Origin of the sequence: Microbacterium sp. LWH11-1.2 (genome assembly GCF_038397745.1) — a bacterium.
Classification (GTDB): Bacteria; Actinomycetota; Actinomycetes; order Actinomycetales; family Microbacteriaceae; genus Microbacterium.
This window is the reverse complement of the sequence record NZ_CP151636.1, coordinates 3,477,525-3,491,863: the sequence shown is the minus strand read 5'-3', so window position 1 is coordinate 3,491,863 and position 14,339 is coordinate 3,477,525. Positions and strand designations below refer to the sequence as shown.

Sequence of the window (14,339 nt, the reverse complement as noted above, 5' to 3'; positions counted from 1 at the left end):
AACCCGGCTCGAGTTCGGCCCGCCCCTAATATGGGGCGCATGGAGTCCCCCACGGCGGTGCAGCAGCAGGACGACCTCGACACCGACCCCCGGACGGGCCTCACGGCAGCGCGCGTGGCCGAGCTGACGGCGGACGGCCGGACCAACGCGTTCGCGGGCGACTCCAGCCGCAGCGCGTGGAACATCGTCCGCGCGAACGTCTTCACGCTCTTCAACGGGATCGTCGGCGCCTGCTTCCTCGTCCTGCTCCTCCTGGGTCGCTGGCAGGACGCGCTCTTCGGCCTCGCGGCTTTCGGCAACGCGATCATCGGATGCTGGCAGGAGTTCCGCGCCAAGGCGGCTCTCGACCGGCTGGCGCTGCTGAATGCGCCGCGCGCACGAGTGCGCCGGGATTCGCAGGATATCGAGATCTCTCCTGCCGACGTCGTCCAGGGCGACATCCTCGTGCTCCGCGCCGGAGATCAGGTCACCGCGGATGCCGTGGTGCTCGAGCATCGTGCGCTCCAGATCGACGAGTCGATGCTGACGGGCGAATCGGATGCCGTCGACAAGAACGACGGCGACGAGGCGCTGTCCGGCTCGATCGTGGTGGCGGGTGACGGCATCGCGCGCGCCGTGCGCGTCGGGGCGGACTCCTACGCCAACAAGTTCGCCGAGGAGGCCAAGCGCTTCTCTCTCGTGTCCTCCGAGCTGCGCACGTCGATCGACCGTGTGCTGAAGTGGGTCGGCTGGGGGATCGGTCCGATCGGCCTCCTCGTCCTGAACGCGCAGATGATGGTCGCGGGCGGCTGGGTGACGGCGTGGGAGACCGGCACCTGGACGCAGGCGATCGTCAACACGATCTCCTCGTTGACCGCGATGATCCCGCTCGGCCTCGTGCTGATGACGTCGATCGCCTTCGCCGTCGGTGCCGCGCGTCTCGCGGCTCGGCAGGTGCTCGTCAACGAGCTGCCCGCCGTCGAGGGACTCGCGCGCGTGGACATCATCTGCCTCGACAAGACCGGCACTCTCACCGAGGGCGAGCTCGCATACCGCGATCTGCTCGAGCTCGGTTCGGCGACGGGGGAGTGGGAGGCGGCGCTCGCCTGGTTCGGCGGCGCTCCGGATGCGAATGCGACCGCGCGGTGCCTGCGCGAGCCGTTCCCCGCATCGGCGCCGCGCGACGCATCCGTCTATGTCTCCTTCTCGTCCGCGCGCAAGTGGAGCGCCCTCTCGTTCGCCGACCGCGGCGACGAGACTTGGGTGCTCGGCGCTCCCGAGATGGTGCTGGGAGACGCGGCGACGGATGCCGGCACCGAGGTGGGCGAAGCCGTCACGCGCCTGGCTGCCGAGGGCCTGCGCACGCTCGTCCTCGCGTTCACCGCGGATCCCTACTCCTCCGCCGCGCAGGAGTCCGAGGCTCTTCCGACGGGTCTCGTGCCGGTAGCGGTGATCACGTTCAGCGAGAAGGTGCGACCGGATGCGGCGCAGACGCTGTCGTACTTCCGCGCGCAGGGCGTCGGAGTGCGGGTGATCTCCGGAGACAATCCGCGCACGGTCGCGGCGATCGCCCGGCAGGTGGGTCTCGATGCCGGAGAGGGCTACGACGCACGGCAGCTCCCGGAGGACGACGCCGAGCTCGGTCCGGTGCTCGAAGCGCATACCGTCTTCGGCCGGGTGACCCCCGAGCAGAAGAAGCGCATGGTGGTCGCGCTGCAGGCGCGCGGACACACGGTCGCGATGACCGGCGACGGCGTGAACGACGCGCTCGCGATCAAGACGGCCGACATCGGCATCGCGATGAACTCCGGGTCGCCGGCGACGAAGGCCGTCGCGCGGCTCGTGCTGCTGGACGGACAGTTCTCGCACCTGCCGGACGTCGTCGCGGAGGGGCGACAGGTGATCGCGAACATCGAGCGCGTCTCGATGCTCTTCCTGACGAAGACCGTCTACGCGACGACGCTCGCCGTGCTCTTCGGCGTCATGGTGCTGGAGTTCCCGTTCCTGCCGAGACAGCTGTCGATCACGGACGGCCTGACGATCGGCATCCCGGCGTTCTTCCTCGCGCTGATGCCGAATGCGAGCCGCTACGTCCCCGGGTTCCTGCGGCGCTCGCTGGCGTTCGCGATCCCCGCAGGCCTCCTGATCGCGATCGCGTTGACCGTGTACACGCGCGGCGCCATGGCGCTCGGCGTCACCGAGCCGCAGCTGCGGACCGGTTCGACCATCATCCTCGCCATCGTCGGGATCTGGGTGCTCTCGGTGCTGGCGCGACCGCTCAACCGCTACAAGGTGCTGGTGGTGGGTGCGATGTTCATCGCGCTGTCGATCCTGTTCACGGTGCCGCTCGCCGGGGAGTTCTTCCAGCTCGTGGATCCGGGAGAGGGGGCCGCGTACCTGATCGCCGCCGTCACGATCGCGACGATCCTCGCCATCGAGATCGTCCGGCTGATCCACCGGCGGTTCCTCGCCCGGTCGAACGCCGTGGCTGGAGGGTCAGCGGTCGAGGAAGTGCCGCGATCCGGGCGGCGCCCAGACGGCGACCAGCACCAGCAGCTCGACGACTGACTGGACGAGCACGGCCCAATCCCACGTGGTGGTGAGCGCCGTCACGACGTGCAGAGCCAGCTGCACGCCGATGTAGATCGTCAGCAGCAGGCGGGCGAGACGACTGCCGCGGGCGATCGCCGCCGCCACTGCGAGGGTCAGCAGGCCGAACAGGATGACGGCCGCGCCGATCAGCGACACGACGAGCACGTCACCGTCGGGCACCTGATACCGGCTCAGGAGCACGGTGAGACCGAGGAGCGCGTTCGACAGGCCGCTCAGCACGACCAGGATCACCACGACGGTGACGACGACGGGTCGCTTGTGCGTGCGGGGCTGCTCGGTGACGGTGTCCACGCGATCACTGTACAAGCAGGGTCTGATCCGTGAAGTGATCGCCGAGCGGGGTGATGCTCTGCTAGCGTCCGTCTACCCGGCCGCGAAGGAGAATGACCATGGCAGTGATCTCGAGAGGCTTCGGCGCACGCCGCAGGGAGAGCGATCCGAAGCTCCCGCCGGGCCAGTATCTGACAGAGGACTTCCCGGTGCTGTCTGCCGGACCGACGCCGCAGATCTCCACGGCCGAGTGGAGCTTCGGCATCCGTAACGAAGCCGGGTTCGTGACGTCCTGGACCTGGGACGAGCTGCAGGCGCTCCCCATCGAGGAGGTGCACACCGACATCCACTGCGTGACGCGCTGGTCGAAGCTCGGCACCGCATGGCGCGGCATCTCGCTCGACACGCTCCTCGCCGACGTCGACACGGCCGCGTCGTACGCGATGGCCCACTCCTACGGCGGATACACGACGAACGTCGCCCTCGACGACCTGCTCGGTGGGCAGTCGTGGATCGCGTTCGAGTTCGAGGGCGAGCCCCTGGACCCGGAGCACGGTGGTCCGGCGCGTCTGCTCGTGCCGCACCTGTACTTCTGGAAGAGCGCGAAGTGGGTGAGAGCGCTGACCCTGATGGACGAGGATGCGCCCGGTTTCTGGGAGCAGAACGGCTACAACATGCACGGCGATCCGTGGACCGAGGAACGCTATTGGTGATCGTCGGCGGGTGGCGTCCGGCACGGGTGATCGAGACCCGCACCCAGTCTCCCTCTGCGCGCAGCATCCGCCTGGAGGTTCCGGGTTGGACGGGCAGTGACGCGGGCCAGCACGTCGACGTGCGGCTCACGGCGGAGGACGGGTATCAGGCGGTGCGGTCCTACTCTCTCGGCTCCTACGGGGCGTCGACCGAGGTGATCGAGCTCGCTGTCGACGAGGTACCCGACGGCGAGGTCTCGCCCTATCTGGTGCGCGATGTCCGGATCGGCGATGAGCTCGAGGTCAAAGGTCCGCTCGGGCAGTTCTTCGTGTGGCGTCCGGATCAGGAGGAGCCGGAGCGACGGGGGCCCGTGCAGCTGATCGCCGGGGGATCGGGCGTCGTGCCGCTCGTGGCGATGATGCGCGCGGCGCAGGATGCCGGTGCGGTCGACTCCGTCCGGATGCTGTACTCGGTGCGCAGTCCCGAGGATGCCATCTACCGCGAGGAGGTCGTGTCGGCTGCCGCAGCCGGCATCGATGTGCGGTGGGTGTACACGAGGTCGGCCCCGCCCGACTGGGAGGGCAGCGTCGGCCGCGTCGATGAGGACACGCTCCGAGACGCGGTCTGGCCCGTCGAGCGGGAGCCGCTCGTGTTCGTGTGCGGCCCGACCGGTTTCGTCGAGCACGCGGCGGACGCGCTCGTCCGGTTGGGGCACGATCCTGCGCGCGTGCGCACCGAACGATTCGGAGGTCGCTGATGGATGCTGCTCACAGCTCGATGATCGTCGACGGCAACTGCCTCGCGGGGATGATGGGAGACCTGTTCGGCGCCGACATCACCTCGCTCGTCGCCACCTGCTCCGGGTGCGGAACCGCGGCGAACGTCGCCGAGACCGTGGTCGAGGTCGACAGTCACTCCGCGATCGTGCGGTGCCGATCCTGCACCAGGACGCTGTTCACTCTGCTGCGCGGGCAGGACGGCCCTCGACTCGTCGTCGGGACGCTCGGCGCGATCGGCGCCTGACGGGGGCTCGGCTTTCCGACATCTTTGCCGGTGCCATGAGATCCGATCGCTTGGCAACCCCCTTCATGGGGCGTCGATCAGAGCGCAGGCTCGATCGGACCAGGAGAGAGGCAGCCCTGTGGCCGAGCGTGCGCGGGGTCACGACCCGAGAAGAAGGAGACGCGATGACGGAATCCCTGGGCAGAGGCGACCGGGTGTCATGGAACACCTCGCAGGGGCGCACCCGAGGCGTCGTCGAGGAAAGGCGTGTCGAGGACTTCGACTCGACGGGCAGAGGTTCACGGCATCCGCGGGTGAGCCCGCGTTCATCGTGACTTCGGAGAAGACCGGTGCGCGCGCGGCGCGTAAGGGCGCAGCCCTCCGGCGACTGAAGAAGACCTCGAAGTGAAGGGAGCCCGCCGTGAGCAACTCGATCCGTCTTGAGGATCAACCCGATGTCGTCACCGAATGGAGCAGCGCGAACAACACGTACCGATTCACGTACGTCGCACCGGGGGAGTGGGAGGTGCACCGCGCGCACGACATCGACTACGTCGCCCACCTGCGGCGCGACGGCGACCTCTACGACTTCCGGGTCGAGGAGGGGAATCCGGTGGCGAGCGGACGGACTCTGTCGCTCAGCGACCTCGAGGATCTGCTCCTCTGAACAGGGCCCCTCGGTAGGGGGTTACCTAGAAATCGCAGAAGGGGACCGTCCTGGCGGACGGTCCCCTTCTGCGATTTCGTGCCCCCGACAGGAGTCGAACCTGCGACCTACGGTACCGGAAACCGGCGGTACATCAGATCTGGGGTTGCATACTTCGCATTCGCAGTCTAAAGTGGCTGTTACGCGGTACTCCCCGCACTGGGTGTCAGTGCGGGGGCTACACCGTTCGGCTACTGGAACTGACCCGGAGAGGAACAGCTGTGATGTACGTCGTAAGCCTGAGAAGGGATGAAGCGGACAACGGAGTCCGCGAAACACAACCGAAGCACGAAGCATGAAGCGGGGAGATCCGGATGAGCGTTAACGAGAAAATGGTCAAGGAAGCCGCGAAGGCTATCTTGGATAATTTCCACGCCCCCGACGACCGACACCCCTCGTGGTGGATCAATCCCGACGAGATGGCCCGCGCCGCTCTCGCGGTCTTCGAGAAGGCGCATGGCGAACTCTGCACACGAAGCCTCCGGCGCTACCGACGCATCGGAGATGTGTACGCGGGCGATATCGAGCGGGACAACAGCGATCGGGAAGAGGGGTGATCTATGGCGTCTCGAGCGCGTAGTGGCGACGGTGCACAGTACAAGGAGAAGTCTTCCGGACTGTGGGCCGTAGCCATCGAACTGCCACCCATCAAATGGCACTCCGACGGCACCCCGTTCCGCAACCGGAAAGTCCAACGGTTCCGCACACGAGCCGAAGCCGACACTGCGCTCCGTGAACTACGGGAACAGAAACGGCAAATGGGGACACTGCCATCCGCATCACCCACCGTTGAAACATGGTTCGCGAAATGGTTGAAGATGCAGGTCATCCCGAACAAGCGACCCAAGACGGCTAAAACGTATGAACAGTACGTACGGTCCTACATTGTTCCCGCGCTCGGCGCATCCACGCTACTCAGCAAGGTCACACCGGACACTGTGCGGCGCATCGAAGCGTTCGTCATCGGGCAAGGACTCTCGCCCAGTACCGCCACCAACGCCTACCACTACGCATCCGCGGGCCTCGAGTTCGCCGTACGTCAAGGGGCGTTGTTCTTCAACCCCGCGAAACGAGTCGAACCACCACGCAAGGCTGTACCAGACCTGGACGTGTTCACGTTGTCTGACGCTGACCGACTGTTGAAGTACCTCGAAGACAACCACCACCCCGATCTTGCACTCTGGGCAACCTACCTGCTCACGGGTGCGCGTCGTAGCGAGATCGCGGGCCTCGAGATCGATCGCATCGGTGACACCCTCGACCTGTCCTGGCAATTGCAGCGGCTCGAGTACACGCACGGATGCGGTGGAACATGTAGCCATCGGCGCGCAGGGAACTGCCCTGAGCGCGTCCTGCAGAAACCGCATGACTATGAGGTGCGGCAGATCAAAGGTGGCATGCACCTGACCCGCCCCAAGTCTCGGGCGGGTTGGCGCATCATCCCCCTCGTAGACCCGTTGCGGCGACACCTACTCCAGTACATTGCACAAGCGCCGGCTAACGAATGGGGGCTGGTGTTCGCGACTAAGCACGGACGTTACAAGTGGATGGTGCCACCCGACCCCGACCGCATCACGCACGAGTGGCCCAAGATCCGCGATGAAGTCTTCGGACCCGGACGCCGTGTCCGATTGCACGACATCCGTCACACGGCGGTTGACCTGCTCTACCGGGCTGGTGTTCGCGAAGAGATCATCCAGGAGATCATCGGGCACTCAACACGGGCGATGACACGCGCCTACCGTTCCCGGACAGAGCCGGGACAGTTGGAGGCGGGCATGGTGTCGTACTCGGCACAGTTCATGCGGCCCGAGACAGTACGTACGCACGAAATAGAGTCGTAGTCACCCCGAGCTCGGCAGCAATACGCCGCTCATCAGGACACCACTCATACAGGTCGGCCAATTCGTCCGGATCAATCAGATTCCGGGCCGCGAACTGGTCGGCCTGTTTTTCGTGCTTCGGGCGATCATCCGTATGCCCGAGAACACTATGGCCGATCTCGTGCGCCAGGGTGATCCTCTGATCCCGTAACCGCAAACGGTCACTGATCAGAATCTCCCCATACTCCGGAAACCACAGGCCATGCGCGGACCTCAACCGGCGCACATACACGTCAATTCCCAGCTCCTCAGCATGCCTCCACGGATCATACGCCCTACCCCTAGGGCGCTTCAGGTTCGTCCCGACCCAACTCTGGGTCGGTGTTAGCGGCTTGTTCCCCCTTGAACGCATCCAACTCATCCTCTGTCATCTCGGACGGCTTCTTCCGGGTCCGATGTTCGGTGAGGCTAACGGGTGCCGCCGACATTGGGCCCTCTTCACGCAACAGCTTGGCAACGCCGTCCTGCTCGGTACTGTTCGCGTAGTTCCGAAGCGCATGACTAACGATGGTTGCGGGGGAGGAACCAAGCGCTGCGGCAACAATCTCTAGCTCTTTGACTGTGAACTCTGTGCGTCCTGTGACGCGTCGTTCAACTGTCCCTTCGGACCAGTCGGTGAGGCTCGCAAGCCACGGTCGTCCACCCCTCGCTTTTGCTAGTCCGTCGATCACGGATCCGAGGTGCTGGTCGAACGTTTCTGGGAGTTTACGGATTGCCATGACAGCAGTTTAGCGGTCTCAGGCTGAACGTATGCGGTTTAAACCTGCGTATGCGCTTGACACTGCATCTCTGCTCGCTTAGACTGCACATATGCAGAGAAGAGATGGGATCACCACTCCCAACCACACCCCCGGTCGCATGACGATCGTGGACCAGATGCGCGCTCACAACGAGCACGTCACTGTCCGCGACGTCGTGTTGGCCGGGGGTGTTCGTCGTTTGACCGTGAAGGAGATGTTCGGTGAGCGCTAAGCAGACCGCAGAAGATGCCCTCGACAAGTCCGGCATCCTCGCATTCGACATCCCCCGACTCTCAGAAGTCATCGGACTCTCAGCCCGACAGCTCTACAAGCACATCGAACGCCGCGACCTCACACCCAAATACTCCGGTCGTAAGCGCATCGTCCCGGTAGAAGAAGCACGCCGGTTCTTGAAGGCGCTTCCTGATGAGGAATGGGAACTCTGATGTACGACATGATCCCCGCTTACATCTGGATCCCCGCGGCGATTGTTCTCTGGCCTCTTGCGGTGATGGCGGTGACGGTGCGTGCATCGAAGCGTTACTGGGCGGATCGTGAGGCGTCTGACCCGGCTGTGGTGACTGCTTCCGGTCACCCGTCGAGTCGGTATGTCCGTGCATGCAAGCAGGAGGTAGTGCGATGAACCTGCACCCGATGGAGAAGCTTCTCCGGTTTCTGCTCGCCTGCGAGTGCTGTTACGACGCATGTGATTGCGGTTGCGTCCTCGAATGCCCCCGCCCTGAGCATCGAGCAGTAGTGGAGGCGGCATCATGACTCAGTTCGCGTCCACCCTGTACCCGCAGACCAACCCGAGCAATGCGGTCCTGCTCAAGATCCGCGAAGAAGGCGTGCACGTTGCATCTGACGTCGAGATGATCCGGCAGCCGCAGCGGTACTGGCTGGGCTATCCGGTCGCGCAGATCTACCACGCGCGACGAGTCCTTGAACGGATGCATCGCATCCACGGCTGATCCCCGTCATCTGATCCGGCTGGTAGGTCGTACTGACTTACCCGCTACTCGTCGACCCCAGCGGCCGGCATGCATCACCTATATAGCGTCACCTATCCCGGCTCTCACTGGCTCGGCAACGGGGACGCGTCACATAAAACCCAGAAGCTTCGGCTGCGGGTTCCGGATGTAAGTGGGCCGGGATCTTTGGGGGTGTGGAGTTTTCGACAGTTCGCCGCCATGTAAGACGGGCGGAACCAGGCGCGGGGTGATGCGTCGTTTGGCACGGGTTTGGTCGCCGTGAACCATGTCACAGGGTTACGTGACGGTCCTCGAGCCTGTAATCGGTCGCCCCGGAGAATCACCGGGCGAGGACACATGGCAAAACTTAGCAAGCAAGAGGCCAAGAATCACGAAGAGGCAGAGAGGATTCTGAGGAAGCCGAAACTTGACGACGATGACCGAATGTTTGTAATCGAAAACTGGCAGGAAGGTGCCACGCAGATCAATGGCTTGACCGGCGCGTTCTTCACCCCCTGGGGTCTCGCTACTGACGCGATGCTTGAGCTCGGCGGCTGGCAATTCGAAGGAGCGGTGCTGGATCTGTGCGCCGGAATGGGCACCTTGAGTCTTGCCGCGCTTGAGATGAGCAGAGCCAGTCGGGTCGTGTGCGTGGAACTGAATCCCGAATACGCACGCGTCGGGCGCAAGATGGTCCCCGACGCCGAATGGGTCGTGGGAAGCATCTTCGATCACTCCAGTTGGGGCGACTTCGATCACGCAATCAGCAACCCGCCGTTCGGGAAGATCAAGCGCGCCGCGAACGCACCGAGATACCGAGGCTCCGAGTTCGAGTACCACGTCATAGACATAGCCGCCCATCACGCAGGTTTCGGAACGCACATCATTCCTAACTCCTCTGCGGGATTCGACCTTTCGAACGACACCGGCTATAGACGAACCGAAGCGCAGAAGTACCGGACGTTCGTCAAGCAAACGGGCATCACGCTCGAGGCAGGTTGTGGTGTCGACACCCGCGTCTATGCCGATCGTTGGCACGGCGTTTCGCCCGCGGTCGAGATCGCATGCGTCGAAGTGGATCAAGTGACAGACGACAGCTTGTTCTAGCAAATACGGCCCGTGCGCGCGCTCACTGTCGCGGCGTACGGGCACTCGGGTTGGTGGTTCTGAGTTTGTAGCGACCGTGGTTGGTCGTGTAACTCCCACTAAACCCTGGGGGCTGGTGTTCACGCACTGGCCCCCGTTCTTGTCCTCACGCCTGGGGTGTGGGGTGTGGCGGTGTGGGTCTGTCACGTTGCGGGGTCTGGTGTGTCTGGGGATACCCGGACCCCGCACAAATTCTTACGCACGACCGAAACGACGATGAAGGAGAACGACCATGAGCATGTTCAGCAGCCGCCCGCAGTTCAACGATGACCCGATGCCGATGGTCGACCCCTTCATGGGTCGGCGAGCGGAGTATGCGGATGAGTCCCTGGGGTGGCAACTCTGGCCGCGAACCGAGTACGACCGCCCGCAGGCGAACCCAACAAATCCCTACTTCCTCCTTCTTCGCGAAGAGATCGGGCTGAACCCGTCTATCAATCCCAAGTTCTTCATCCGGGAACTCATCGAAGACATGGATCTCGAGGACGGATTCACGGGGCTTGAGGCATCCCAACCGGCTCGGGATCATGCTCGCCGAGTCTTGGCTCGTCTAGCCGCAATCAGTTCGGACAAGTGATGTCCACGTACCGCGATAACACCCTTGCTCCGGATGACATTGAGTGGGTGTGGCCGAATGATTTCGAGGACGTGAAGGACGCCGTGTATGACGATGAACAGTTCGCCATGTTTCTTATTGGTCACGGGTTGATTGGCGCGCTAACAAGGGTGCATGAGTTTCATCGTCTTGTTGCGAACCAGCTCATTGTTCGCGCGGTCGACACATACACACCAGTGGGCTGGGTGGGTAGAACGATACGACTCAGCCGGCGTGTCAAAAGACGCCGCAATGAACTGCAACGCTTGCTCACCGCCGAAATTGGTGCACGTGAAGCCGAAGTTGTATTCGCAGATTTGAAACAACGATTCCCGCGCGCCGAATGGGGATCCGCATTGGAGAAGAACACATGAACGAATTCGCAGCAAGCAACGGTCGAAAGATCGAGAAGCAGCCGCAGGGCGGGGTTCTGCTTTCGAGCATGTTCCTCACGCCAGTGGAGGTCGATGCTCTGTGCGAGTACTTCCAGCATAAGCGCGACGAAGAACTCGGACGGTGGCGTTGGCCCGAAAATCCCGACTACGTGGTGAAGCACGATCCGCTGGGTGTTCGGATTGCCCGCATCCTCCACGAGCCGTCCTTCGCCACCTGTGTTGTCCGCCCTGCCGACGAGATCGTCGGCCTTGGTTCGAAGCGCGACATCGAGTTTTTGAGTGCGGCGCGCTCCTACTTCGCGAATCACCCAGAGCCCAAGCCGTGGCATTACGCAAAGCCTGAAGAGGTTTGGCTGATGGGGTCTGGCCTACACGAGTTTGTTGCCATCGTTGGAACCGATGGCAAGTTTCGATTCGCTGACGGATCCGATTTGGACGCAACCGAGGGGTTCATCACCGGTCGTCGCATCTGGCCCGAGGGAGACGCATCGTGAGCAACTACATCTCACTTTCGCCCGGTGCTGCTGCACCGACGTATGCGCACGACGAAAGACCACACGTGTGCGGTAAGTGTCGCAACCCATTCATGGTCGGCAATCCACTCTGCCCGAATGCTCACAAACGGGTCGAATGATGGGCGTCAACGTTGACCACCCGTCATGTGCCAAATGTCATATTCCTGACGCACCAGCACACGACCCGTCACCCAAATGCCACTACCGCGCGTTCGGATACGTGGCCCACTGTACCTGTCGAAACTGCTTCGGATAGGAGCAATCATGAACGCTTTCTCATTCCCGCTCAGACAACACATTTGGCGTGATGAAGACGGCATCTGGATGCTGTTCACCGGCACCGCAACAATCCCGCACGAGTCGTGGGAAATGGCGTGGAAGCATGCCCGATTCATCAACAGGATCCGCAACGAGGTATGACATGAAAATCACCGCGGACATTGCACAAGCAGAAGAACGCCTCGCCGCAGAACAACGATTCCTCGATGCCGCCATAACCGTACACAACCCCATCGCAATCGCAATGGCCGAAGTGCACATCAAAGCATGGGAAGCCGAACTGTTCCGACTACGGCTAATCGACAGCGGGGGATGGCCTGCACCGAAAGTGGAGATTGAGACATGAGTAAGCCAAGCGAGCGCCTCATTGCGCGCCTAATTCGTGAGGGTCACATCGAACCTGGTGAGTATCGCGTGCGGCGGACTTATGCCGGATTCTGGCAGCGACGTGAGGGTGCGTTCTCGTGGGATTTGGAGACCGCAGATGGCCACCACGCGAATGTGGGGTCTCAGTACACGGTGAAAGAGTGCTCGGATGCACCCTACTGGGAGTGGTTTGGCTCCGGAATTCTCCCCTCGTACACGCCATGAACTGCCCTGTTTGCAAAGACAACGGCCATTACATGATTAGTCGGGATCCGGACGAAGAGGATCTGTGTTCATGTGTTGCGGGTGACAAGTTGCGTTCACCTGGCGAAATGAACCTCAAACGACTCATGCACGCATTCGACCAAGAAAGAGCGATATGACGAACTATCGAGAAGTAAAAGTCATCGTGCCGGTGACAATGCTGTCAGCTGATGATGTTGCGCGTCTGATTGAGCGCGCTAAGCGTCACGCGGGAGAGTACCTTGGACCGCGCTGGAGCGCGTGGCGGATGAGCGCGATGACTGGCGTCGCGGGTACGAAGAGCAGATAGCAACGGCGACACGCTCACAACGCTCGAACTATTCGACGACGTGTACGCGCGTTTGGTCACCGAAGCCGCAATCAACGGTGTCGACATCAACGAACACATCATCCAGATCATTGCCGGACACGCACAAGACATCATCGACGGAATGGAATAGGCCATGACAAAGCTCGACATTTATCTCAAGAGTGGAGCCGTCATCGCGCTCGATCTTGAGGAATTCAGTATCACCCGATCATCCGTGACGGGCGAAGTCAATAAGGTGACATGGACGAGTGGGAAGAGTAAGCCGCTCTACATCTCACCCGCCGACATCGTGGCGGTGATCGAGAAGTGATCGATCACAACATGCCGGATGAGATTTACCATGCGCGCCCCGAGCTATCCAGCACCGGGGCGCGCACTCTTCTCCCCGAGTTCAAGGGATCGCCGGCCAAGTTCATCTGGGAGAAGAGTCACCCGAGAACCAGCCGTGCGTTCGACATCGGACACGCAGTACACGCGAAAGTACTCGGCACCGGGTTGCAGGCCATCGCCTACCCCGAAGACCTCCTCGCATCAAACGGCGCAGCGTCTACCAAAGCCGCAAAGGAATGGGCTGAGGAACAACGCGGGTTCGGGTTCGTGCCCATGAAGTCCGTCGAAGTCAACGTCATCAACAAGATCACCGACGCCGTACTCAACAATGCGGACGCACGGAAGATCCTTGAGCAGCCGCACCGGGAAACATCCATTTTCAGCACGTCGCCCGAGGGCGTGCCAGTGCGTGCACGGTTCGACATCTACGGCAACGGTGCGGGGGCAGACCTCAAGACAACCACCGACGCATCACCACGCGGGTTCGGCAAACACGTCATCGAATACGGGTACTTCGTTCAAGAAGCCTGGTACCGCGACGTCCACCGATACGAAACCGGTGTCGAACTCGAAACGTTCAAGTTCATCGCAGTCGAAACCAGTGGCCCATACCAGGTTGCCGTTCACGAACTCGACGTCATCTACCGCGACATCGGACGGAAACTCGCACAAGAAGCACGCGACATCTACCAGCGATGCGTTGAAACCGCCACGTGGCCCGGGGTCGAAGGTGAACTACTCGGCCCACCCAACTGGCTCATCTATCAGCACGAAGAGGAACTGGCGCTATGAGGATCACAGCAGAACCACGCTCAGACCAGTGGAACGGTGACGATTTCGTTGGTGGGCCGCGCACGTTCACCATCGCCGGCGTGAAGCCCGGCAAGGCTGAACAGAAGTACGACATCGACCTGGTTGAAGGCGGCGGTCGAGTGTGGCGCCCACCGCCCACCGTCGTCCGGATTTTGATCGCCGCATGGGGCGAAGAGTCCGACGTCTGGGTAGGCCGGCGCGTCACCCTGAAGCTCGATCCCGCTGTCCGGTTCGGGCCTGAAGAAGTCGGTGGGATTCGGGTAAGCCACCTCTCGCACATCGGCAAGACCATGAAGATCGCAAGCACGGTCAAGCGCGGCAAGAAGACGCCCGTAACCATCGAACCGCTCCCTGATGTTGCACCTGTCGCATAGGAGAAGATCGAGAACGCACTCACAGCGATCGCCAACGCAACCGACATCACCGGGTTGGACAAGATCGAAACTTATGCCGTGACGTTGGGTATTGC

General features: G+C 62.4%; 21 protein-coding genes. 19 read left to right on the top strand and 2 right to left on the bottom strand.

The genetic code is table 11. The features are described 5' to 3' along the window. Positions 1-39: 39 nt before the first annotated feature. The gene (locus tag MRBLWH11_RS17140; RefSeq protein ID WP_341945697.1) at positions 40-2,547 is read left to right on the top strand and encodes an HAD-IC family P-type ATPase; all 2,508 of its coding nucleotides are present in this window, start codon (positions 40-42) and stop codon (positions 2,545-2,547) included. Here the strand turns inward: MRBLWH11_RS17140 and MRBLWH11_RS17135 are convergent. Then, positions 2,476-2,883 (bottom strand): hypothetical protein, encoded by a 408-nt coding sequence (locus MRBLWH11_RS17135; protein WP_116635283.1) that lies wholly within the window; start codon positions 2,881-2,883, stop codon positions 2,476-2,478. The genes MRBLWH11_RS17140 and MRBLWH11_RS17135 overlap by 72 nt on opposite strands. A gap of 98 nt (positions 2,884-2,981) precedes the next feature. On the opposite strand from MRBLWH11_RS17135, the gene MRBLWH11_RS17130 reads away from it, so the two are divergent. From MRBLWH11_RS17130 to MRBLWH11_RS17100, 7 genes are all read left to right on the top strand, one after another. Then, complete coding sequence (locus MRBLWH11_RS17130) at positions 2,982-3,575, top strand: sulfite oxidase-like oxidoreductase (RefSeq protein WP_341945696.1); 594 nt, start codon at positions 2,982-2,984, stop codon at positions 3,573-3,575. Next, the gene (locus MRBLWH11_RS17125) at positions 3,572-4,312 is read left to right on the top strand and encodes a ferredoxin reductase (protein ID WP_341947849.1); all 741 of its coding nucleotides are present in this window, start codon (positions 3,572-3,574) and stop codon (positions 4,310-4,312) included. Before MRBLWH11_RS17130 ends, MRBLWH11_RS17125 begins: the two co-directional genes overlap by 4 nt. Continuing rightward, positions 4,312-4,578 carry a DUF6510 family protein gene (locus MRBLWH11_RS17120; RefSeq protein ID WP_341945695.1) on the top strand — a complete coding sequence of 89 codons (267 nt, stop codon included), beginning with the start codon at positions 4,312-4,314 and terminating at the stop codon, positions 4,576-4,578. The genes MRBLWH11_RS17125 and MRBLWH11_RS17120 overlap by 1 nt, the downstream gene beginning before the upstream one ends. 35 nt (positions 4,579-4,613) lie before the next feature. Next, positions 4,614-4,892 carry a DUF2945 domain-containing protein gene (locus MRBLWH11_RS17115; RefSeq protein WP_341945694.1) on the top strand — a complete coding sequence of 93 codons (279 nt, stop codon included), beginning with the start codon at positions 4,614-4,616 and terminating at the stop codon, positions 4,890-4,892. Between the two features lie 86 nt (positions 4,893-4,978). Continuing rightward, positions 4,979-5,224, top strand: a complete 246-nt coding sequence (locus MRBLWH11_RS17110; RefSeq protein ID WP_341945693.1) for a hypothetical protein — start codon at positions 4,979-4,981, stop codon at positions 5,222-5,224. Positions 5,225-5,577: 353 nt separating this feature from the next. After that, positions 5,578-5,820, top strand: coding sequence for a hypothetical protein (locus tag MRBLWH11_RS17105; protein WP_341945692.1), 243 nt, complete (start codon positions 5,578-5,580; stop codon positions 5,818-5,820). A gap of 3 nt (positions 5,821-5,823) precedes the next feature. Beyond that, complete coding sequence (locus MRBLWH11_RS17100) at positions 5,824-7,107, top strand: tyrosine-type recombinase/integrase (RefSeq protein WP_341945691.1); 1,284 nt, start codon at positions 5,824-5,826, stop codon at positions 7,105-7,107. Between the two features lie 320 nt (positions 7,108-7,427). Here MRBLWH11_RS17100 and MRBLWH11_RS17095 read toward each other — a convergent pair whose 3' ends face one another. Continuing rightward, positions 7,428-7,865 carry a hypothetical protein gene (locus MRBLWH11_RS17095; protein WP_341945690.1) on the bottom strand — a complete coding sequence of 146 codons (438 nt, stop codon included), beginning with the start codon at positions 7,863-7,865 and terminating at the stop codon, positions 7,428-7,430. Positions 7,866-8,107: 242 nt separating this feature from the next. Here MRBLWH11_RS17095 and MRBLWH11_RS17090 point away from each other — a divergent pair, with 242 nt between their 5' ends. From MRBLWH11_RS17090 to MRBLWH11_RS17040, 11 genes are all read left to right on the top strand, one after another. Further along, complete coding sequence (locus MRBLWH11_RS17090) at positions 8,108-8,332, top strand: hypothetical protein (protein WP_341945689.1); 225 nt, start codon at positions 8,108-8,110, stop codon at positions 8,330-8,332. A 324-nt stretch (positions 8,333-8,656) separates the two neighbouring features. Continuing rightward, positions 8,657-8,857: a hypothetical protein gene (locus MRBLWH11_RS17085; protein ID WP_341945688.1), complete on the top strand. Its 201-nt coding sequence runs from the start codon at positions 8,657-8,659 to the stop codon at positions 8,855-8,857. Positions 8,858-9,214: 357 nt separating this feature from the next. After that, complete coding sequence (locus tag MRBLWH11_RS17080) at positions 9,215-9,964, top strand: methyltransferase (RefSeq protein ID WP_341945687.1); 750 nt, start codon at positions 9,215-9,217, stop codon at positions 9,962-9,964. Between the two features lie 271 nt (positions 9,965-10,235). Continuing rightward, positions 10,236-10,580, top strand: coding sequence for a hypothetical protein (locus MRBLWH11_RS17075; RefSeq protein ID WP_341945686.1), 345 nt, complete (start codon positions 10,236-10,238; stop codon positions 10,578-10,580). After that, positions 10,580-10,972, top strand: coding sequence for a hypothetical protein (locus MRBLWH11_RS17070; RefSeq protein WP_341945685.1), 393 nt, complete (start codon positions 10,580-10,582; stop codon positions 10,970-10,972). The genes MRBLWH11_RS17075 and MRBLWH11_RS17070 overlap by 1 nt, the downstream gene beginning before the upstream one ends. Then, positions 10,969-11,487: a hypothetical protein gene (locus tag MRBLWH11_RS17065; RefSeq protein ID WP_341945684.1), complete on the top strand. Its 519-nt coding sequence runs from the start codon at positions 10,969-10,971 to the stop codon at positions 11,485-11,487. The genes MRBLWH11_RS17070 and MRBLWH11_RS17065 overlap by 4 nt, the downstream gene beginning before the upstream one ends. A 285-nt stretch (positions 11,488-11,772) precedes the next feature. Continuing rightward, on the top strand, positions 11,773-11,928 hold the full coding sequence (locus MRBLWH11_RS17060; protein ID WP_341945683.1) for a hypothetical protein: 156 nt from the start codon (positions 11,773-11,775) through the stop codon (positions 11,926-11,928). A 1-nt stretch (position 11,929) separates the two neighbouring features. Further along, positions 11,930-12,133 carry a hypothetical protein gene (locus MRBLWH11_RS17055; protein WP_341945682.1) on the top strand — a complete coding sequence of 68 codons (204 nt, stop codon included), beginning with the start codon at positions 11,930-11,932 and terminating at the stop codon, positions 12,131-12,133. A gap of 727 nt (positions 12,134-12,860) precedes the next feature. Next, positions 12,861-13,037 (top strand): hypothetical protein, encoded by a 177-nt coding sequence (locus tag MRBLWH11_RS17050; RefSeq protein ID WP_341945681.1) that lies wholly within the window; start codon positions 12,861-12,863, stop codon positions 13,035-13,037. Beyond that, the gene (locus tag MRBLWH11_RS17045) at positions 13,034-13,849 is read left to right on the top strand and encodes a PD-(D/E)XK nuclease-like domain-containing protein (protein ID WP_341945680.1); all 816 of its coding nucleotides are present in this window, start codon (positions 13,034-13,036) and stop codon (positions 13,847-13,849) included. The genes MRBLWH11_RS17050 and MRBLWH11_RS17045 overlap by 4 nt, the downstream gene beginning before the upstream one ends. Beyond that, positions 13,846-14,244 (top strand): hypothetical protein, encoded by a 399-nt coding sequence (locus MRBLWH11_RS17040; protein ID WP_341945679.1) that lies wholly within the window; start codon positions 13,846-13,848, stop codon positions 14,242-14,244. The genes MRBLWH11_RS17045 and MRBLWH11_RS17040 overlap by 4 nt, the downstream gene beginning before the upstream one ends. Positions 14,245-14,339: the final 95 nt, after the last annotated feature.